Annotated in this window: 22 protein-coding genes and 1 pseudogene; 11 read left to right on the top strand and 12 right to left on the bottom strand. The window is 54.2% G+C overall.

Features of this window, described 5'->3' with window-relative positions; genetic code table 11:
- Positions 1-1,364: 1,364 nt before the first annotated feature.
- Positions 1,365-1,679 (bottom strand): hypothetical protein, encoded by a 315-nt coding sequence (locus tag EOHIBHHM_RS23315; protein ID WP_497258325.1) that lies wholly within the window; start codon positions 1,677-1,679, stop codon positions 1,365-1,367.
- A 193-nt stretch (positions 1,680-1,872) separates the two neighbouring features.
- Here EOHIBHHM_RS23315 and EOHIBHHM_RS23310 point away from each other — a divergent pair, with 193 nt between their 5' ends.
- Positions 1,873-2,121, top strand: coding sequence for a hypothetical protein (locus EOHIBHHM_RS23310; protein ID WP_497258323.1), 249 nt, complete (start codon positions 1,873-1,875; stop codon positions 2,119-2,121).
- A gap of 41 nt (positions 2,122-2,162) precedes the next feature.
- Here EOHIBHHM_RS23310 and EOHIBHHM_RS23305 read toward each other — a convergent pair whose 3' ends face one another.
- The 3 genes from EOHIBHHM_RS23305 to EOHIBHHM_RS23295 all read right to left on the bottom strand — a co-directional run bounded on the left by EOHIBHHM_RS23305 (position 2,163) and on the right by EOHIBHHM_RS23295 (position 3,760).
- Positions 2,163-2,477 (bottom strand): hypothetical protein, encoded by a 315-nt coding sequence (locus EOHIBHHM_RS23305; protein WP_497258321.1) that lies wholly within the window; start codon positions 2,475-2,477, stop codon positions 2,163-2,165.
- Positions 2,478-2,569: 92 nt separating this feature from the next.
- A complete protein-coding gene (locus tag EOHIBHHM_RS23300; protein WP_497258319.1) occupies positions 2,570-2,725 on the bottom strand; it encodes a hypothetical protein in 156 nt (51 codons plus the stop codon).
- A gap of 219 nt (positions 2,726-2,944) precedes the next feature.
- A complete protein-coding gene (locus EOHIBHHM_RS23295; protein ID WP_497258317.1) occupies positions 2,945-3,760 on the bottom strand; it encodes a DUF8159 domain-containing protein in 816 nt (271 codons plus the stop codon).
- Between the two features lie 273 nt (positions 3,761-4,033).
- Between EOHIBHHM_RS23295 and EOHIBHHM_RS23290 the strand changes: the two genes are divergently transcribed.
- Complete coding sequence (locus EOHIBHHM_RS23290; protein WP_497258315.1) at positions 4,034-5,305, top strand: AAA family ATPase; 1,272 nt, start codon at positions 4,034-4,036, stop codon at positions 5,303-5,305.
- Positions 5,302-7,152 (top strand): 5-methylcytosine restriction system specificity protein McrC, encoded by a 1,851-nt coding sequence (locus EOHIBHHM_RS23285; protein ID WP_497258313.1) that lies wholly within the window; start codon positions 5,302-5,304, stop codon positions 7,150-7,152. Before EOHIBHHM_RS23290 ends, EOHIBHHM_RS23285 begins: the two co-directional genes overlap by 4 nt.
- A gap of 236 nt (positions 7,153-7,388) precedes the next feature.
- Here the strand turns inward: EOHIBHHM_RS23285 and EOHIBHHM_RS23280 are convergent, their stop codons facing one another.
- From EOHIBHHM_RS23280 to EOHIBHHM_RS23255, 6 genes are all read right to left on the bottom strand, one after another.
- Positions 7,389-8,408, bottom strand: a complete 1,020-nt coding sequence (locus EOHIBHHM_RS23280) for an SPL family radical SAM protein (protein WP_497258311.1) — start codon at positions 8,406-8,408, stop codon at positions 7,389-7,391.
- A gap of 324 nt (positions 8,409-8,732) precedes the next feature.
- Complete coding sequence (locus EOHIBHHM_RS23275; protein ID WP_497258309.1) at positions 8,733-10,049, bottom strand: SPL family radical SAM protein; 1,317 nt, start codon at positions 10,047-10,049, stop codon at positions 8,733-8,735.
- Positions 10,046-11,080, bottom strand: coding sequence for a three-Cys-motif partner protein TcmP (gene tcmP / locus EOHIBHHM_RS23270; protein ID WP_497258307.1), 1,035 nt, complete (start codon positions 11,078-11,080; stop codon positions 10,046-10,048). Before tcmP ends, EOHIBHHM_RS23275 begins: the two co-directional genes overlap by 4 nt.
- Positions 11,081-11,486: 406 nt before the next feature.
- The gene (locus tag EOHIBHHM_RS23265; RefSeq protein ID WP_497258305.1) at positions 11,487-12,827 is read right to left on the bottom strand and encodes an AlbA family DNA-binding domain-containing protein; all 1,341 of its coding nucleotides are present in this window, start codon (positions 12,825-12,827) and stop codon (positions 11,487-11,489) included.
- A 576-nt stretch (positions 12,828-13,403) separates the two neighbouring features.
- Entirely contained in the window at positions 13,404-13,601 is a 198-nt protein-coding gene (locus EOHIBHHM_RS23260) for a hypothetical protein (RefSeq protein ID WP_497258303.1), read from the bottom strand.
- A complete protein-coding gene (locus EOHIBHHM_RS23255; RefSeq protein ID WP_497258301.1) occupies positions 13,598-13,903 on the bottom strand; it encodes a hypothetical protein in 306 nt (101 codons plus the stop codon). Before EOHIBHHM_RS23255 ends, EOHIBHHM_RS23260 begins: the two co-directional genes overlap by 4 nt.
- A 186-nt stretch (positions 13,904-14,089) precedes the next feature.
- Here EOHIBHHM_RS23255 and EOHIBHHM_RS23250 point away from each other — a divergent pair, with 186 nt between their 5' ends.
- Entirely contained in the window at positions 14,090-14,326 is a 237-nt protein-coding gene (locus tag EOHIBHHM_RS23250) for an ArsR family transcriptional regulator (RefSeq protein WP_497258299.1), read from the top strand.
- Positions 14,327-14,346: 20 nt separating this feature from the next.
- Here the strand turns inward: EOHIBHHM_RS23250 and EOHIBHHM_RS23245 are convergent, their stop codons facing one another.
- Positions 14,347-14,595 carry a winged helix-turn-helix domain-containing protein gene (locus tag EOHIBHHM_RS23245; RefSeq protein ID WP_497258297.1) on the bottom strand — a complete coding sequence of 83 codons (249 nt, stop codon included), beginning with the start codon at positions 14,593-14,595 and terminating at the stop codon, positions 14,347-14,349.
- Positions 14,596-14,873: 278 nt separating this feature from the next.
- On the opposite strand from EOHIBHHM_RS23245, the gene EOHIBHHM_RS23240 reads away from it, so the two are divergent.
- The 5 genes and pseudogenes from EOHIBHHM_RS23240 (at position 14,874) to EOHIBHHM_RS23220 (ending at position 17,717) form a co-directional block, all read left to right on the top strand.
- Positions 14,874-15,605, top strand: coding sequence for a hypothetical protein (locus tag EOHIBHHM_RS23240; RefSeq protein WP_497258295.1), 732 nt, complete (start codon positions 14,874-14,876; stop codon positions 15,603-15,605).
- A gap of 308 nt (positions 15,606-15,913) precedes the next feature.
- Positions 15,914-16,390 carry a homing endonuclease associated repeat-containing protein gene (locus EOHIBHHM_RS23235; RefSeq protein WP_497258293.1) on the top strand — a complete coding sequence of 159 codons (477 nt, stop codon included), beginning with the start codon at positions 15,914-15,916 and terminating at the stop codon, positions 16,388-16,390.
- Positions 16,326-16,517, top strand: a pseudogene (locus EOHIBHHM_RS23230) (hypothetical protein); the annotation flags it as partial. The gene EOHIBHHM_RS23235 and the pseudogene EOHIBHHM_RS23230, both read left to right, overlap by 65 nt.
- A 77-nt stretch (positions 16,518-16,594) precedes the next feature.
- A complete protein-coding gene (locus tag EOHIBHHM_RS23225) occupies positions 16,595-16,675 on the top strand; it encodes a hypothetical protein (protein WP_497258833.1) in 81 nt (26 codons plus the stop codon).
- Between the two features lie 514 nt (positions 16,676-17,189).
- Positions 17,190-17,717, top strand: a complete 528-nt coding sequence (locus tag EOHIBHHM_RS23220) for an HNH endonuclease (protein ID WP_497258291.1) — start codon at positions 17,190-17,192, stop codon at positions 17,715-17,717.
- 461 nt (positions 17,718-18,178) lie between these two features.
- Here EOHIBHHM_RS23220 and EOHIBHHM_RS23215 read toward each other — a convergent pair whose 3' ends face one another.
- Positions 18,179-19,153: a polysaccharide deacetylase family protein gene (locus EOHIBHHM_RS23215; protein ID WP_497258289.1), complete on the bottom strand. Its 975-nt coding sequence runs from the start codon at positions 19,151-19,153 to the stop codon at positions 18,179-18,181.
- A gap of 468 nt (positions 19,154-19,621) precedes the next feature.
- Between EOHIBHHM_RS23215 and EOHIBHHM_RS23210 the strand changes: the two genes are divergently transcribed.
- Together EOHIBHHM_RS23210 and EOHIBHHM_RS23205 are read left to right on the top strand one after the other, a co-directional pair.
- Positions 19,622-19,945 carry a CGCGG family putative rSAM-modified RiPP protein gene (locus EOHIBHHM_RS23210; RefSeq protein ID WP_497258287.1) on the top strand — a complete coding sequence of 108 codons (324 nt, stop codon included), beginning with the start codon at positions 19,622-19,624 and terminating at the stop codon, positions 19,943-19,945.
- 65 nt (positions 19,946-20,010) lie between these two features.
- Positions 20,011-20,316 (top strand): cupin domain-containing protein, encoded by a 306-nt coding sequence (locus EOHIBHHM_RS23205; protein ID WP_497258285.1) that lies wholly within the window; start codon positions 20,011-20,013, stop codon positions 20,314-20,316.
- Positions 20,317-20,327: the final 11 nt, after the last annotated feature.

The following is a 20,327-nucleotide window of genomic DNA, read 5'->3' as shown; positions in this document are numbered from 1 at the left end:
CACGGAAGCCACGGTGCCAGCCGAACCGAACGTCGCGGCGATCGCGACGTCTAGGGCGACCAGTACGGTCCCAACTGAACCCGGAAAAGAGGCACACTTGTCGTGTGGCATTCTGCTGTAACAGCCGACTCGTGGTGTCACTCTCGAAATCATCTCGCCCTACCATACATTATTCTTTTCGATGATTAATTCTATATTGTTGGGTCGAATACAATTCCCTGCCCATGCGATAGACATGGGTCACACCGGAATGCTACACGCTCTGGGGCAGGCGTCTTGCCTATCCAGAGTCTCGCGGTGCCGGCTCCCAGTTGCCGCTCCTCCGGGTTCAACGGCAACTGGGATCACTCTTGGCGAGTGTGCTCACACGAAAGCACGTCGAAGTTCTCACACATCGAACCCGGCGGTTTCACTGTGTGTCTGCTCACCTCGCGACAGTCCAGTTGGTGTCCGTTGTCCATGTGCTCATCCACAGGCAGCGTCCAACCCAGTATCTCTTGGGGGTCACGCTCGATACCGAGTAGTGGTGACAGCGCTAGCCATCAGATGCAAGCGACCGAGGGACGAATAGGACGCTGCATTCATCCCGCTGTCGTGACCGAGACTGCGAGGGGGTGAATGCATCTGGCATTCCGGTTCCGACGCCCTCTCCCTCAGGACGTCTTTCACCCCGATTGTAGTTACCATGGGTGCCCAAAGCAGTGTTCCTTCGAAACCGGTCAGTGTTCGGCTCGTTTAGTGGTACAGACAGCGACATGGCACACGACCAACCCACGGTTCGACAGGCGGGCTACGCGAGGAGCGACTCAAGCTCATCGAGGTCAGCCGCGTCGTATGTACGAATGTCGTCGCGAGTGAGATTAGAGCGCTCAGTGAGATGGTGCGTTGGGAAGTGTGTCTTGCCCTAGTGTGACAGCGTACCCGAGCGACGTCTCGGGGAGCTGGGTCAGCACAATCCGACAGTCACGTGCGTACCACCAACGAGACGCCGCGGTGATACGAGTTGTTTGGGTGTCGGCTGGGAAGGGATGAGTGCCTCTGATGTGTCGGTGAGCTCCCCAGGGTCCGGTATTCCTGCAGATACTTATAACAACCGGCCATTTTTGCCTGCAAATTTAGCAGTCCTATTTTGAGACTCTCTTCTTGGACACTGTTTGTCCATCTCAGAGTTGACTTGCGCCCACCTGTGTCATCGACTGTTCTGTTTCTCGTTGCACCCGGCTTCGGAGACCCGTGTGAGAAGAGATGTGCTGTGAGTTCTTCGAGCACTGTTGGCTTGGAGTTGCGAATGTCGTCGGAATTCCTGTTGAAGTACTCGGTATTTGAGACGATGATTCAGTGTGCGAGCGTGCTCCAGGACGTGACTATCCAAGCAGTGTCTTGAGTTCCTCGAGGTCAGCCGCGTCGTATTCACGAATATCGTAGCGATTGGCGCTCGAACGCTCGGCGTAGATATCGATGATCTCGAGCTCGGCGAGTAAGGCTAGCAGGCGGCCGAAGGTCCGTGCCGGAATGGGTGGGTCCTCGAGACGGGCGTACAGTTGGCGCCCCGTTGGGTAGGGGCGGGTGGCGTCGTCGAGCGCTGTCTGGAGGAGTGGGAGGTGCCGTCGGAGGGTGCTGTAGTGTTGCGGGGAGCAGGCTTCGAGCGCCTCGAGTCGGCTCGTGAGCGACGACGCCATCAGTTGGGTTGCTGGTGAGTCGAGCGGTGGGAGTGATACGTGTTGTGATGCACACTGGGTGCGAGACGTGCGTCGGCGAGTGATGCGAGTTAGAAGCTTCTCGCCCGTTGGCCCTCGTCTTCGACGTCCGGTTGGACGCGGCGTTACGAACCGCCACACATACGGTATTTGACTATTTTACAACACACACCCAATGAGTCTCCTGTTGGATCTCTTGAAGAGCGTCTTTCTCGGCGCCATCGATATCTTCGTCATCGATGTGGGCGGGGACCGCAAGTCGGTGCGACGTCAACTACGGATTGCTCGATTCGTCGTCGGGGTGCTCGTCGCCATCGCTGCACTCGTGGTGTGGACAGTTACCTCCCCGCTACGATGGGTCGCGGCGGCCATCGGTGTGATCGCGGTTACATACGGATTGTATACGGAATTCCGCTATCGCTGAGTCGGTGTGGCATGTTCATCTCGGTAGTGCCACGGGGGTGTTTACGCGAGTAACGCTTCGAGGTCGTCGAGGTCAGCCGTGACGTACCCGCGAATATCGTAGCGATTGGCGCTCGAACGCTCTGTGTAGATATCGATGATGCCGAAGTCGACTAAGAGGGCAACCAAGCGGCCGAAAGTGTGTGGTGGGATCGGTGGGTCGACGAGGGTTGCGTACAGCTGCCGACTCGTTGGATACGGGCGGGTGACGTCGTCGAGGGCGGTCCGAAGCAGTGGGAGGTGCCGTCGGAGCGTCCCGTACTGTTGGGGGGAGTGAGCCTCGAGGGCTTCGATCTGGGTGGGGAGTGACGCAGACATGTCAGCTGTGTACTAGCTAGTGGTTGGTGTTGATACATGTTGGGGTGGAATTAGGTGCAGGATGTGTCTCGGCGGCGGCGAGTACAGGCGAGTTAGAAGCGGAAGGTGACGATCTCGGGGTCTCCACAAGACGGGCATGCAGTGTCGGTGGCCTCACACGTCGTCCCACAGTGGCGACATTCATGGATGACAGTGTCTGTCGCCAGCAGTTGTGTGAGCCGACTGCGGAGCGTATCACTGCTCGACATGGCTGCATGGTCTCGTCCCCTCCCTGCTAAGTGTTGCTCTTGGGACTGTCGGGTGTACTGATAGTGAGGTGGGGTCGACAGCGGAAGGACACGGGTTGTGGTTCACAACTGTGTTTTCGGATCCTCTGGCAGGGATTTGAGCCGGTTGTAAATGGCCACCGGGGCGTGGAATTGTGAGGAGTTGACCGAACTGTTCGAATTGTGCGGAGGTCATACCTCCTACGTCGACCACTCAATCGTGTACTCGTCGACGTCCTCTCCAGGAGCGTAGAGCTTGAACTTGTATTTTTCTCCAACCCCGAGATCAGTGATGTTGTCCATGCCATTGTCGATGACGTTTCCGTCGGCATCGTAGTACTTGGCATTAATCTCCAGATACGAGAGCAACTGCCCACTCGTGTTCTCGATACGACCCACAACGTTGTTGCTGTATTCTCCTTCGACGAACTCGTGTTCGAGGATATTGGCGAGTCCCGGGAGTTCAAGTGTTGCCCGAATCTGTTCGAAGTATCGCGTCGAGTCGTCGTTCTTCAGATAGGACTCAGCCCAGGTAGTCTTGATAGTATAGCCGCCGAGAGTATGATCGCTATCTTTCGCTAGTACCGTCACATCCATCATCTCAGCCTCGTAGCCTTCTTCGACGAACCCGGCGAACGTACCAGCGACTTTTCCGATCTCGTTGCGCATCTCGATAGGATCGACATACTCCGAGTGATAGGCGAGCGAGAGTGTCGAGCCGGACTGCTCTGTACTCGCGACGTTGAAGTCGTACTCTGATTCGAGGAACGACTTGATTGCCTCCGGCGACAACTGCTCTCTGGAGGTCGCTCCGGATGACTCGCTGTCTGCATCGTGCCGTGTTTCCGTCGGTGTCGCGGTCGGTGTCTCCGTCGTCTCTGTGTCTGTGCTCTGGTTGTTGTTCGTCTGATTTGAGTCCTCACTTGTACAACCGGCGAGTCCGATCAGCGTCGAGGCGGTGAGTGTTGTAAACGTACGTCGTTGCATGGTTGTTTTGCGGCAGTTCGGGGATGCCAACTGCAAACCCCGCGTGAGAGTCAAACCCTCAGTACTCACTCAGGAACCAACGGTGAAATAATCTGTCATCTTATTGTTCATTCGTTCTAAAGTGAAATATAACTGTTCTATAGTAGCCAGTAGAAAGCGGTCTACTAGTACCTCATCGTCTATACTGAGAACAATTCTCTGGGAATCGATTAACACCTATTGGAACCACAAAAGTCTGCGGCATATAGCAACGTACTACAAATTCCACGAGGCTTATATGACAGAGGGTACTGGAAAGCGACAATGAGTTATAGTGAAGCATCGTCCGGATATGCACTCGACGATGTGAGACGGCTACACACGGAAATAACACGAAACCGTGACCAAGCAGAACGGGTCATTCGGCAGGCAACCGAGCCTGATGCCATCCGCTATCTATTAAACGAACTGGACGAGAAGTTTGGCGAGGTTCCAGTTGATGTCCTTCATGATGGTGAGCGTGGCATCGGCCCGATACGGGAAGCCATACTGAGTTCTCAACACATCCCACGCGCTCTAAAGCGCGATGTCGTTACTCGCGAAGATGACCCGAGAGACCTCAACGTCGCAGTCCCGAACACAATCTGGGAGAATGCGCTCGGAGCACTCGCCGTTGGAAAACCGGTTGTCCTCTATGGCCCCACAGGAACTGGAAAGACAACGCTAGCGAAACAGCTAGCGATGCATACTGCCGTCGGCTACAATATTGAAACGGCCGCCCCATCTTGGACCGATCAAGACATTATCGGACGAATTGCACCAGACTATTCCAACGGCGATGTTGAATATGTCAAAGAGCCCGGGTATGTCTCCAATGCCGTGCTCAAAGCTCAGTCGTTCGATGAGAACTGGGGGCTAATAATCGACGAGCTAACACGTGCTGACATCTCGCGTATTTTCGGGCCCCTGTACACAGCGATTGAAAACCGATCACAGACACTGTTCGAAACCGAAGACGACACGATTACACTCGATTCTCGTGTGAAAATCATCTGTACAATGAACGTGTCCGACCGTACAGTCAACGAACTTGATGACGCGATTACGCGACGGTTTGCGATGATCAAGGTCGGCAACTATTCGAAGGAGAATCGAGATGTCCTATTCCGAGACTGGGTCGGTGATTCAATCGGTGACGTGGATCTCGACACCGAACGGCTGGTCCAACTTTTCCATGCCGACTACGAGGGACTCAACTACGGCCCTGAGAACGACAACGGAATCCACGAGTTCGGTCCGATGCACTACCGAGACGTAGTTGAGTTCCTTAGTACAGTGACAAAGGCTGACCGTGATCCGTCTGACGACCCGGGAGTCGGCGTCTACAGTGACCGACCAGCACAGGCTGTCGGCGAGGCGTTCAAGATTTACGTCCTTCCACGACTCCTCAACGACGCTACGTTCCCACAGATTGAACAGTTCCCACAACACTACCGACGATTACAAGAGGAGTTCCCAACGTTCGATCTCAGTCCCGCAATCGAACTGGCCGAACAACGATACAAAAATGAAGAGCAGCGATTGAGCGGTCGATGAGCAGCCGTCTCGGTAACGGTCGAAAGGTCGAAGGAGCGCTTGAGCCGCGCATCCAAGTTGAAGAAAAGAGCAAGCAAACGGTCGACCAATATCCGCCCGATATCGAGCAGCAGCTGAAGCGGGCCGCCTTCATCGAGGCTGAGGCCGCGAATACCTATATTAAGCGCGTCAATACGTCAAACAACACGCCCGAACCGAAGGTAGTCACTGTTGAAATACGAGATGACTCCCTCGTTATTGATGTAGAAGACGTCGTCGGCATCGTCAACCTCACACCAAATTCTACCCTTCAAATTGACCCGAAAATTGGGTGGAGCGATATTCTGGAAATGTTTCTCGATGTTGGGGAGCAACGACGGGCCTTGCAGTACCGGGGAATTCCCATCAGAGACTTTCTCGATGACGACATTGGAATCAAAGACGTATTTATCGTCGTCGCAGTCAACTACCTCAACAGCTTAGACGATATCTTCCGCCACGGATTCATCCGGTCCTTCGAGCGTCGTCGAACAACCGCCCTTGACGCAAGAGGACGGATTGATATCACGAATAGTCTCAAAAATTTTGACTTTCCGAACGGGGTACCGCAACACGAATTTGTGCAGAAAACAGTCAAATACAGTATCCCCGTGAATGATATTATCTACAAAGCTGGGCTGGAGCTCCAGCGCCTCTTCCATCTATACGCCAGCGGTGAAAGAAACTCGAATTATACCCGTATCTTCTCTCGTCTTGAGCGTGCTTTAAAACGACTCAAACAACGTGGAATCACGGGAGAAAGTATCCGGCTCAGTGACGTCCCAAATATCACTACTTCAGATATTCCGCGGCAGCGCCATTACTATGCGCAGGCATTAGAGATCTCAAAGTCGGTGCTCTCGTCATCCATCGGCCAGCCACTTGACCAGGGCCGCGAGGAACTATTGATGGAGTACATACTGGGCATGGAGTCGCTCTTCGAGGAATATAGCGCACTCGTGCTTGAAGAGGAACTGAGCCAGCTGAAGCAGAACCCGACGATCAGTGGACTAGATGAGCTAACCGTCGAGAAAGAATCATATCCCCTGTTCGAGGACGACGAAGTTACCAACTCAAGCCAGCCCGACCATATCATCAAATCGGACGAAGGACTGGTTGCAATTCTTGACAGTAAGTACTATGCAGAGGATAAGAACCCGCTTAAATCGAGTTGGTCTCGTTCACGACTGCTCTCGTACGGTTTTCATCTTGAAACTGACAAACTTGGTATGATTGCACCACTCGCAGAACCTGCTTCGTACGACTTTGCGGGTCGAAGTGGCCATCTGGCAATCATCAGCCCAGAGGGGGACGAGTTCTCTACGGATGGACTACGAAGGGCAGTTCAGGAATATCTACGTGACACTCTCGGTGAGCAACGGGAGCTAGGAGTCACAGCTGACCTCCAGAACCGGCCGATCTGCCATCCTGATATCGACGCAAATCGGTTAGAGGACATTTTCACCCAACAGCTGTTGCAAGCGGATAGGATTGTAGACGAGTCTTTAGCGGTTCTGAAATACATCGTCAGAGGGGCACGATTATCCGAAGAGGTCAATCCAAGAAACGCAAAACGGATGATGGGTGCACATCGACCGTTCAAGGGTTACTTGCAAGAACACTCAGAGGGGTACGACATAGTCATCCCTTTCTTCCTTCCATCAAGTGATGAGGAGGCCCAGAAGCTCAAAAATGACGATGAATTACTGGAAGAGCGCCCCGAGCTTGAGGATACGAGCGAATTTATCAAACTCCATTGCCTTACATTAGATGACGAAGGTCATATCGATGTCCATCATTCTCCCCCACCATTCGGGCTGAGTTGGTAGGACGTTGCGTCCGTGCGACTCTCGCTCTTTGACCGAGAGCACTTAGCGATCCGTTACGACCAGGAGCCGGTTGCTCCCGGCTCGAGCGGTGGTTACCTCCTCACCCCCGGAAATGTGCGGGGACACTGCCTCCTGTTGAGCTGTTGAAAGGGCACTCGTCAATCTGGAGAGGTAAGTAACACGAAATAAATCTATCTCAATAGCTGAAATGAACCGAGACTCGTCCGTGTGTCAGTTCATACGGAGAAGCCTTCAGGAGATGTTTCTCCCTTCCAGCGTTTCAATTGTCGCTGCGTTTTCCCGTGAGTCGATTCGATAAGTCGACGGTCCGGCCACGTGTGTATCTGGAGGTTCCCGAAGTTCTCTGCTGCAATCTCTCGAACCAGTTGAATCTGCTCTAGCGAGTATTCTACCCACCGCTGGTGATTCTGCAGTTTCTCCAGCTCACGAGCCACATCCTCGTACCCTGCATCCTGCGCAGCCTCGAGGCACATCTGGTAGTTCGCTCCCCGGGGATTGATTGGCTCGTGGAAGACCACCTCGGGGTCGATTGCAGAGAACCAACTCAGTGCCTCGTAAATCTCGTCTCGCCCCATCGTCGGGTAGGTCGGCGAGAACGACACGAACCGACGTACGTCCGCGCGGTACATTTCATCCAAGGCTTCCCACCGAGCTTGCGGCGGTGGAGCGTTCGGTTCCATCGCCTTCACCAGCGAAGTATCGAAACTCGGAATCGACGTGCCGACAGTCACCTTCTCGCCTGCTTCCTTGAACAGGTCGATGTCACGGGTCACGTTCGGACTACGGGTGAGAATCCGAACCGGAACGTTGTGTTCGACCAACTCCTGCACGACACCGCGAGTGATCTGTGCAGCTCGCCGATCTTGGTAGCAGTCAGTCCCACTCGAGAGCATGACGACGCCACGACCTCGACGGGTGGTTTTCCAGTCGTCGAAGTTCGTGTTCTCCAGGCCCTCGCGAGTTCGCTCTGGTAGGTCATCGCGGTAGAGTAGGTAGGAACCCCAGTCACGCTGCGTATCGTCGACGTCTGCTTGCTCGGAGAGCATTTCGTCGCGATTGTCGATGGCGGGTGTTGAGGGAACGTAGCAGAACTTGCATCCGTGTCGGCAGCCGGTCGCGACGTTGATAACGTAGTCGCAGAGGCTCTTTTCATGGAGCTTCGACTCACTCAGGACTGATTTGGTCGGGTCGGCGTTGAGTCGAAGGCCACCCTTCTCCTGACTGTCCATCTCCATTGCACAGTCCCAGCAGAGCAGGCTTCCGTCGAGATCTGCACTGAATCGGTCATTGATTTGGTTGCCGCACCCTGAACAAACGAGCCCCTGTTGCCACAGGTTGATTCGAACTCCGTGCCGCCGCTCGGCTTCCCGTAGCTCATCCAGTGTGGGATGTTTGCCGAGATCCTCGACTATGTGACCATCTTCATCGACGAGGTAGACGAATCTGTCGTACCATCCACCGTTTGGGTCCCGCTTAGTGTCGAGGTGCATAGAGGGGTCACGGAGATACCATTTATGTTGCATCCCCAAAGTATCGAGCCATCCAGAGTGAAAGTGAAATCAGGATGGAATCGATGGCTCTGCCACATTTTCGGGGGACACCGCTTCTCGCTGGTTACTTAGCTCATTACCAGTGTCCTTATCCACAGACCGGATCACACCCTTGTCAGGCCACACGTGAACGTCCACACCGTGCTTTTTCCCGTACTTCTCTGCCCAATTCATCTGGCGTAAAGAGTATTCAACCCAATGACTTCGGTTCTTGAGCTTTTCCAATTCGTCGGCAAGTTCGGTCTGTCCAGCATCACGTGCGGCTTGGACTGTCATGTCGAAGTTTCCTCCGCGGGGATTGATCGGCTCGTGGAAGACGACTTCAGCGTTGAGATCGGCGAACTTAGAGAGCAAGTCGTCGAAGTCTTCCTCGGTCTGAGTCGGGTACGTTGGCGACATCGACACGTAGACCGGAACACCTGCATTGCTGAGTTCTTTCAGTGCCTCAAGACGCGCAGAAGGAACTGGTGCGCCGGGTTCGATCGCGCGAACTTGCTCATCATCGAGGCATGGAATCGACGACCCGACACGGACCAGATGTCCCTCGTCATCGCTGGTCATCTGCGAGGCTGCCTTGTATAGATCAAGGTCACGAGTTACCGCCGGACTGCGTGTCAATATCCGGACTGGGAGATGACGCTTCACCAACTCAATCACACAGCCTCTGGTGATCTGTGCAGTCCGTCGGTCTTGATAGCAGTCGGTTCCGCTCGAGAGCATAACGATTCCTCGCCCACGGTCCGTTTTCTTCCACTTTCGTTTCCGGTCCAGCTTCCTAGCAAGACGCTCAGGTAAGTCGTCTCTGTAGAGTAAGTAGCTTCCCCACTCCTGCTGGCTATTCTCAACACCAGCACGCTCACTGAGCATATCCTGGCGTGCACTGATGTTCGGCGTACTCGGAACGTAGCAGAACTTACAGCCGTGTGTACATCCCGTAGCGACGTTGATGACGTAGTCACAGAGGCTCTTGTGGTACAGACCGGACTCTCCAAGAACAACTTTCGCAGGGTCTGTAGTCCGAGTAATTCCACGGGACCCATCACTCTGGGAATCTGCATCAGTCGCGCAAGCCCAGCAGAGAATTTCACCGTGGAATGTTGCACTGAAACGCTCAGAGATAGCATCGCCACACTCAGTACAGTGGATATGTGAGTCCAGAAGGTCGATTTGGTCGAAAACATCGCCATATCGGCGACTTGCCTCCCGTACCTTATTCAGAGACGGCTGTGTTTCAAACACCTCAAACTGCTCTGAAGTGCTCGAAACGACGTATTCATCAGTCTTTGCTCGCTCTTCCAATTGTATCTTTGCCCGTGAATCAGTCATCTCCAGTCTCCTAATCCGGTTTGGGTCGTGGCTTCACCCATGTCTGGCAACTCGTCGTCGATATCTGCGCCCTGTGGCATGAACGATTCAATAGTGGATTGCTTATTGTCAATGATATCGATCATATCACTCACGTCAGCACCGTTCACTGCCTCGACGAACTCCTTCACGTGGTCGATGACTTTGATGTATTCGCTACCGCCACTGGTTTCTCTCGTGGCATATATCATGTCGTAGTAGTAACTCCCGACACCAGCGTTCACCTTCGTCACCTCCTGCACAGGACGATCTCGCCCAGCAAGTCGTTCCATGTACACGTCCCTGAGGTCTTCCCGAATGTTATCTTCAGACAGATCTAACTTTGAGATGTCCAATCCAAAGAACTCGTTGATTGCTCCGAGTTCGTCACGAACAGCATTTCGGCCGACGGCTTGTGCGGTGGGGAAATTGATTAGCAGGTCACCGTAGGGCTTTGGAGTGAGTTCTTTAATCGCGTCCCACTTCACGTTCAGTCCCTGATTGTCTATATTGCAGAGGTAATTGTAGCCTACACGGGGATTCGCACGCGAGTTGATATCGTCGACTACGTTCGGAATTTCCTCGTTAGCATCTCCTTGGATGACCTCCCATTCTTCGGGTTCCTGAATATCGATATCGTCGCTCGAGAATACGTATCTCAGACGAGCCTCTAAAGCCTCACAGTAGTCCTCGTCGTTTTCGATGAAATACATCTTTGTGAACGGTCTTCGAGCAGCCTTCGCAGCCAATATCGGTGAGCCAATGAAACACTGCCCTTCATCGTACTTCGAGACACCTGATCCTGACAGCGCGTCAATGTAGTAGAAGTCACGAAAGTGGTTTGAGATGACCTTCGTGTACATGTTCACGACCGCCGAGTGGAGGATGAGCTTGAGTGCAGACCAACTGTCGAAGTCATTCACGACGTCGGGCCTGAGATCCATCACTTCCTCAGAGTGGTCTGTGAGACCCTCAACCCGTGTCTGAATATATTCGCGCGACTTTTCACTCATTTTAGTAGATGCTATTGCTGGGGTGTCATATATCTTGTTACGCTCCGTGAAAGAAGGGGGGCAGATACTGGCCATTATCGGTCTCAAATGGAGAACCTCACCAGAGATTCCAATGATATTCAGAAATCCCTGTAGTCAGGGCATATTGTTCTCTTAGACTATGGTGATGGGGTGAGCCCAAATCAGTCGCTCGGTCAAACCTTGTCGGGCGGCCGCGGTCGTAGGATCGGCCGCATCAACTCGGCGTTCACTTTCCCTTCCGGATACAGCTCAAACCAGCTGGTGGCTGCGAATACATCTACGCTTAATTCATCGACGAAAAGAGTCACCGGCTCAGCGTAGGAATTAATGCGACAACGGCCGCCAAGCTATATTTGGTTCAGTGACTGAATCCTATGATGTGTGTCTATTCAACCTGTCTAAATGCTTCTCTACAAAGAGCGATCTCCAAATCATGTAATGCATTTTTGAATTCATCACGCTGGTAGACACGCGTTCCAGACTCATCTACGAAAGATTGTAATCCCTCCAATTCAGTGGATATTTGTTTTATTGTGTCCATTATTTCTTCTTCACCAAAGTCACTCAGATTGAACTCAAGGTTCATGCCATCATTAACCAATTGATATGAATTCTCATGAAGTATGCCATTAGCACGTTTTTCGATAGACTTGTCAATATTATCTGACATCGTTCTCAGTTCATTAGTTCTTGAGATTGTAACGGATGAACTCTGTTCAATATATGACTCAAATTGGTCACGATTCCCCATTAGATAGGGGATTTTTGCAGCAGTCTTTCGCAGACCAGCCTTGTCCTCCACCTCTGACAAAATTTCCATTATTTGTTTTGTTTTAAACTGGTGCATGAAATAATAGCCAGTAAGATGGTATTTACAAGCAGTCTTCACAAGAAACTTGGCAGCCTCTACATTGACCTCTAAATTACTTCTTCGTCGATAATAGCTCCATAGAGGCTTTCGATCTAAACGATAACTCTGTCGAACTCGCCACAAACTGATGTCGCTGTTGAGTTCTTCATCACCCGTTTCTGGGGGTATCCGCGTGAATCTTTGATCCACTCCCGCTGAAGACTGTGGGTCGTGTCGAACTGGGACCCCCTCTTGAGAACTAAAAGCAGAGCTTAGTTGCTCAATCATTTCTGGCCCCAATTCTACCGCTTTGTGGATTGATTCGAGAATTTTATTCCGCTCATTCTCAATTCTATGTGAAATGATACCATTTATATCCTCAATATCTGCAACTTCGCTGCTTGAACCTCTTCGAATATAGATTATCCCTTTGTTGAGCCAACTCTTTTCGTTTTCTCTCAAATGCTTCGAAACAATAGTTGGTGGGTTTGACAACGGAGAAATCACAATTGCACCGAATATTTTGCTATTTTCTTTGTATTGGTATACCGAGAGTTCTGGGCAAGGGCTAAGGAACCCGTCAACAATTTGTTGAATGTCTGATTCATCATATGAAAAAATATGCCTTGGTCCGTCTCCAGAATATGTCAATTCAGATCTAGTGACTCCGACGATCTCTCCGCTGTCGCTAACTCCTACCAAGATATAGTGCTCTTCCTCACCGGTCTGTGTGTTCGCTAGTGATGCAATATCCTTGATGAATTCTGATTTTTTGTACGGTATGCCTCCAATATGATAGTCTTGCTTGAAATCTATCCCTGAATTTTCATTTCCAGCGGCATCATTGATTTTGGATATTAATTTACTCTTTTGCATATTGTTGCTTCTGGCTATTAGTTACACTCCGTGTGAAACTAATTGTTTGCGGAGTCTTGATTCTCAGCACAATTCAAACAAAGCCTGCCCAACCCGGTCTCACCTTATCCGGTGACCTCGGCCTCGGAATCGGCCGCATCAACTCCGCGTTCACTTTCCCCTCCAGATACAGCACTCCCCAACCCGCGATCTCGAATCGATCCGCCTTCGAATTGTCTGAGTTAGGCAAAACGAGTCCCGCGTGGGCGAGAAGCCGGCACTGTTCGTGAATTCGTCGTCTCGAAGCCTCGGCACTCAGCCCCCGTGCGATCAAGTCGGGAGAACTCCAGCCTTTGAGCTGGAGAAACTCCAAGATACAGTCATCTAACGCGCACACTGCCACCGACCACTCTTCCTCGGAGCCAACATGGGTTATCCTTCTACGAGCCCGACTCGGCGACGGCGTCGCCGTTTCCGTTCTCGCTCTCATCGTCAACAACGTTCACCGAACGATCCTGCCCCACGTTCCACTCGCCGTCGAGGTACTCTTGGCCTTTGTCTGTGATAATGCAGACATCATTTCCGAGTGGTTAGGAGCTATTCAAGCTTACACTCGTGCATCCCGATCCGCTCCGGCAACCCCACTTTACCACACATGGGACACTCGACGAGCGGCGTCGGCGGCAACTCCTCAGTAGACTCCAACGCGGCGTAGAGATGCGCCTGCACGTCTGCATCCTCAGTCCGCGACAGCGCTTGAGAGAGATGCATCTGTAACTCTTCGCGTGCGCTCATGCGTGGGCCTCCTTGCGCTCTGCATCAACCTGCAGGCCAACCTGCGCAAGCTGGCCGGTCGAAGCCCACCCGCGCTCCTGGGAAACGAACGCCCGCCACTCTGCGAGCGGGCGGCCATCAAGCGGCTGGTAGTGATCTAACGTGCGCCCGTCGAAGACGACAACGGCGTCGGCGGGGCGGTAATAGTGATGGGTCGACCCGGTGGCGTCGACGCCGAGGGTAAACGAGCGGGTGAGGGCGCTGGTGAGGTGACTAGCTAACGATGCGGTACGCTCTTGTGCGAGGGCTTTCGTAGTTGACATTGCTTCTTGGTACCTCGAGAAGCACCCGGTCACGTGTGACAGCACGTGGCCTTTCTGCGAACGGCGAAACCAGGGCTTCTCAGTTACAAGTATACGCTGCACCTACTTAATAGTGTGCATTCAGCATAGTTTGGATGCACAGTTATTATGCCATGTTTTATAGCATAGCCACAGCAAAGAACAGCTATGAGCGCTCCTAACCTCACCGGGACTGACGAAGCAATTCTCGACGTGCTCAAACGCGGACGGGAATCAGATGGGCCGTGGGGTATCGCAACGAAAGGTTATCTCGTCGACGAAACGGGGTACTCACGAAACAGTGTGTACAATCGCCTCGAGGTGCTCGAAGCTCGTGGTCATGTGGAACTCATCCACGAATCTACGCGGCTCTTCGAGTTCGTGAGCGATCCACGCGACGAGTGAAGAGAAGGGAGTTCCTGTGTTTACAACTCAGACGCGTCGACGTCTCCCGAGAGATAGCCGAGTCCCTCATCAGTGATCTCGTACTTTCCTCGCTCGATACGCCTCACGAGCCCTTTCTCAACGAATTCTGATAACCGCCGATTCACGTGAGACCTACCGAAACCAGCATTGAACGCGATTACAGTGGGTGTTAGTACGAGACCCGAATCGCCGAGTATCTCGAGGATCTGATCATCGGTCGGTTTCATCCACTCCCCCCGTTTGCGCATACAGGAGCAAGTCCAAGGTGAGTGTTAATCAAACCGATGTGTGAGATAGTGGGTCCGGTTTTGAACCTAATGAGCACCAAATAGTGCTCAGGTTAAAGTGAGTGGAATGAGTGGGATAACGTAACGACTCACCGGGTCACTTGGTCCTCCCAGAAAGGACCCGTGTTGGAACCACGGATCCGGTGCGGTCAGAGCAATCCAAACCGCATGACTTCGAATACGCCCCCGACTCAAAAAGGTCTCGTCGCACAGCCACCGCTCACTACGGAGGGCACCTAATGAGCGCAACCCCGAGTCCGGCCCTCGCCGACGAACTCGAGACACTCAAATCCCGTCTCGACGCCCTCGAAACGAAGAACGAACAGCTCGAAGCCCGCGTCGACGAGCTCGAAACCGAGAATCAAGAGCTCCAAGCCCGCGTCGATACCCTTGAGTCCGAAACCGACCAGCTCGAATCGACCGTCGACGACCAGGCCGAGACGATCGAGTCCCACCACGCGGACCTCGCCGAGTCCAAAGCCCGCGTGCGCAAACTCGAAACGAACTACGAGTCGGCCCACGAACACCGCAAGCGCCTCCAACAGCAGTTCCACGAGTTGACCACCGACGACGTCGCCACGAGCGAGGACGACGTGACCTCGCTCTCCCCACTCCAGCAGGTCGTCGCCTTCTCGAAAGACGCCGTCCAGAAGCTCACGTCCAACGAAAAGCGGGCTCGCTACATCGCGAAGGGCATCAGCGATTACGCCAAGAAGGTCCCGGCTGGCTACTCGATCGACTCGGGGACGATTCGGAACGTCCTGCGCTCGAAGGACGACGAAAGCCCCCACCCGGAGACTGTTTCGCGAGTGATGGAGTTCCTCAATCGCTTCGGCAAAGACGAGACGAAGATCGTCAAACGCCGCGGGACGAGACGCGTCGTCTTCACACAGCAAGCGGTCGCCGATCTCGAGTCGGCGAACGAGAATTCGCGCAGTATCACAGACGTGGTGATGTGGTGGAGACAGTGAGGGTGTGATACCCGCGTCATTACACTAGGTACACGATAGGACACTGACACACCACGCCGGGACGCACGGTAGTACTAGCAGCAGTACTCGGGAAATCCTCGGTTGTTGTAGGAGTAGTAGGCGTGTATGAAACGAGTTTGAGCGGTTTGGTCGTTCGAGGCCGCTCACAACGGGTGTGATGGGACAGCTCCAAACGTCCCCGATACTGACGAGCGTCGTACTTCCAAAGCCATCCATCTCACTGAATGCACCATCTACACATCTTGCCCGGGGATAGGGCTTTGTGACGAGCCGTAGTCTGTCTGAATATGTCTAGGCGGCGAACAAACGACGAGACCGTTGCCGAGTGCCTCAACGCCCTCCAGACTGCAGCTGCGCAGTTGGGCGAGACACCGACTAAGCTCGAATACAAGGTGCTCGGGTTGTCCCCATCGGCAAGTGTCATTGCACGTCGTTGTGGCTCGTGGGCTCATGCACTGTCTCTCGCCGATCTTGACCCGCCCTCTCGCAACCAGTACACCCGCAAGGATTGTCTGCAAGCGCTTCGAAATTTTGTAGACACGCACGGTGAGGAACCGACGATACAGAGTTACGAGCAATCCGGCTACAAACCCTCGGTGACAACCATCGCCGAGCGGTGTGGAAGTTGGTCGGATGCCAAAGAATTAGCTGGTGTTGTCGACTCCGAAGAGGTAGACAAAACGCCCGAAGAAGAGGCGGATGAGATGTTCGACCTGCTTGAGCAAGCCACGCCAGTCCGCCACTCTGACTCCACACACGGCTAGAGTACCGACGGTCGTGGCCGAGCTCACGTTCTCTGCTGATTACGTCAACGACGCGTTACGAAGTCTGAAACGAGTTACGTTTCCGGATGTGACGGACCCGGATCACGAGCGGTATCACGGGATGCATGGCCGCGTGGTTTCGATGTTGGATGACGATGCTGGGATGACGATGCTGGGAAGGACAGGGATTCTGGGTTGTTCCGCGTGGAGTTGCAGTCGGGTGAGGAAGCGGGTTTTCGGTCACAGGATTTACGGCCGCCAATTGACGACCCGCCGGAGTCGTGACGGATTCGTGTCGATAAGGGGAAACGTCTTGATCGGGGTGTGAGTGGGTCGGTGTATGCCTGCGGATCGACTGCGGAGTATCGTCCCAATGTTTGGCGGGGCGACGCAGTACGTGGAGTCGTTAGATGCGGTTCTTGAGTTCGTTGTGACGCATCGCCCTTCGACGGATGAGTTAGTGGGGTGGCATCGCGGGTCGTTCGCGAACGTGTCGAGCCGCGACTCGATCCTGCGGCGTGTGTCGTACTTGGAGAACGTCGGGTTTTTGCGACGTATTGGTGATGAGTGGCGGTTAGGCGATCCAGGTCGAGAGTACAAAGCAGAGCACGACACTGGTGTTCTGCTTCGAATCATGTGCGAGCGGAACGTGGGGTTGCGGAGCTTGCTGTACGCGTTGTCTGCGGGGTCGTTGACGATTTCGGAGATTAGTGACCAGCAGTTGGATACGCACCCAGAGTTAGGGTGGAGTCGCGGGGAGACGGACATGGCGAAGCAGCGTGCGAACTGGTTGCGGAGTATGGGTCTCGTCGAGAAACGCGGCGGCGAGTACATGCTAACAGACGATGGCTGGGAGTTCGTCGGTCACGCGGTCGGTGAGTGGCGTGACGCTGAGTGGACGTCTACAGCGGGGCGTCAAGAGTTCCATGCAGGGACGTACGAGACGACAGTGGTTGCGCGTGCTGTGGATCCGGAGTTCCGCGCGACGGTGTTGTCGCGGTACGACGGTACGTGCCCCGTGTCGGGCGTGGATCACCCGGTGTTGCTAGACGTTGCGCACGTGTTGTCGTGGAGTGAGCACCCGCAGCACCGCGCGGACGTGCGGAACGTTCTGCCGCTCAGTAAAACGCATCACGCAGCGTTCGACCGGGAGCTGTTCACCGTTGACCGCGAGTACCGGTTACGCGTGAACCCGGCGTTCGAAACGCGAAGCGACGTGCTGCAACGCACCATCATCGACCGCGCCGGCGAGTACCTCCCGCAACTCGACGACGCGTTGAACCCTGAGTACGTCGCCCAGCACAACGCCGCGCTCGAATGGGTGTGAGTACGGTGTGCCTCGTTGGTCGAGGTGTTAGTTTTCGACTGAGTGCTCTAACGCCCATTCGACGGCCGCCGAAGAAACGACGACAGCGGAAGGAACCACGACGGCAGAGGGGACGACGACAGCAGAAACAACACCAGATAACGGCACACCTACCGCAGCGGGTACGACAACTGCAGAAGGAACACCAACCGAGGAAACAACAACGACCGAGGCGTGACGACCCAGTATCACCGTACTCCACTGGGTCTCACGTCGTACTCCAAAATCGGTGTTAACGCATTCAGCAGCGCGACAGAGGAACTGCTCGCGCTCGCATTGTAGCTCAACAGAGATCTTGGCGACCTGCAAGGCACCGCACCATACGAATCGAGAACAAAGACGCCGAATCCGAACACGCGTTCTTGTTCACTAATCACAAACGCGGAGCAAAGCAAAGCAAACGCCCTCACGAGAGGAAGCCCTTAGCCGTCGATGAGCCCAGAGGGGGCAATCACGTCGACGTCTTTCTGTTCGAGGTGATCTAAGACGTTCATGAAGTCGTCAACCGACGTCTCGTAGTCCTCACCGTCACCGATCGAGTGCCAGGTGACGACCGCCAGTTGATTGAACTCTTCAGCAAGATTCAGAATCCGACGTGTCCCCTGTGGGTCCTTCCCCATGATTCGCGAGATGGCGTGCATGTTACTCGGTTGCTGGGCGTTGTTCGGGCAGGCACCGAACATGAACCCCGTCTCGTGGTACTGCTCGACGATCTCCAGTGTCGTCTTGCTCACTCGGTTGTAGGGGGCGACAAAGTGACGCGCACCTTCTGGGAACCCCTTGAGGTCGAGGTAGTTGTACGCTTGCTGGATGATCCGCTGTTGTTTCGCTTTCGAGTACGCCGGCAACGGCTCTGGGGCCTGCGGATGAGCCATCATGTCCCAGCCAGCATCGCGCATCTCACGCATCTGCCCAGTCGTCAGATTGCCTTGGCTGTTGATGGCGTCAGGAATCACAGCGACCCCGCCCGGCCAGCCGCGTTTCTGCAGTTCCTTGAACGCAACCTCGTACTGAGAGGTGACAGCGTCGTCGAACTGCAAGATGACCTTCCCTTTGTCGGGCTTGGGGATCTTTCGGAGGTCGTCAATGCGCACGTCGATCGGCTCGCCCTCTGGGGTCAAGACCATGAGCCGAAGTTCTTGAATCGCTTTCATTACCGGCTCGCCGGTTTTCCCGGTGTACCCCAGATCGATACGGACCCAGTCATTGAGTTCCTTGGGGATGAAGCGCTTGCTCGTGAGCATGTCGCTGCGTGCCGGAGCGATGAACTCAGCAGCAATCTTCCCCCGCACTGGTTTTTCGAGTTTGACGGCGATCGACAGGTCGTGCTTGCGAAGATCAAGCCCCTCCGAGAACGATTTGTAGATCCCAGCGACGTCCCCGTTTTTGTTGGTCATGTGGACCGACTGGGTACCCGCATACACATCTTCCGTGTCGGCTTTGATTGTCCCGCCAATCGTTCCCCAACGCGCGTCTTTCGCCCCGATATCCTCGAAGTCGTCGAGGAGTTCGCCACGGGTGAATGGCTGGTCTTGTTGTGTGGATGTCTCGGTCGTATTTCCGCTCGAGGTCGCTGAAGTGGTTGCCGTGGTCGTATTCGTTGGCGTGGTATTCGGCTCGGTTTGACCGGGGTCTCCCAAGCACCCGGCGACACCAGTCACGCCGACGGCACCAAGCGATGCGAGGACACTGCGTCGGGTCGATGAATCATTCATTACGCTTCGTTGGTAAATTCGCTCTGGAGATATATGAGACTGGTGCTAGTAAGCGACACTTACCAGCCTTTTCAAATGCCAGCAGAGGGCTCCCCCGTCTGCGGAAGGAGACTCCGCGCTACCACTGCAGGTGAAGAAAACAATGGCTTGATGCTCCGAGTCGGTGTCTCGCGATTTACAGCCAGGGACACGGAACCGGTCACTGACCGTACGCACGATAACTCGTGGTCGGCGAATCTCGAGAAGCCACAGTACGCAGACGATCGCTCCTTACTCGAACGACACGCGATTGCGGCCATCAAACACACGACAAGCGGCCACCACGTCAATCTCGTTACTCACGAGGCACACGGCCATCCGGAGACGTATCTCTACGACGCGCTCGGCGACCGGTTCGAGGAGCAGGACGTTCGCTGGGAGTACATCGAACAGTGTGGCTGTGGCGGCCACGTCGTTCGCGCTCACGTCGAATAACGCCCACAAACGAACCGAACGGCGGTCACAACCTGCGAAGCCATCCACCACCCGATTCGAGCCCCATGGTACATATCAAATCACTACAGGAACTCGACGGCGTACCGCATGCAAACGCGTTTCCCAGTGAAGAGCCGAAGACGATCCGATTGACCCTTTCGGAAGGGGAGCACGTTGAACCACACGCTCACCCGGATCGAGAGATCGTTCTCTATCTCATCTCTGGTGCCCTCGAACTCCAACTCGACGGGGCATCACACCACGTGAACCAGGGGGATGTGGTTCATTTCGATGGAGCGCAAGACATCTCTCCGGTTGCGAAGACGGACTGTACCGCATTGCTCGTTCTTGCTGCGAAACGAGAGACCTAACGCTTCGAGAG

Source organism: Halogranum roseipondis, assembly GCF_059695585.1.
Note: the sequence above shows the minus strand (reverse complement) of the source record. Positions and strands in the feature narration are given on the sequence as shown.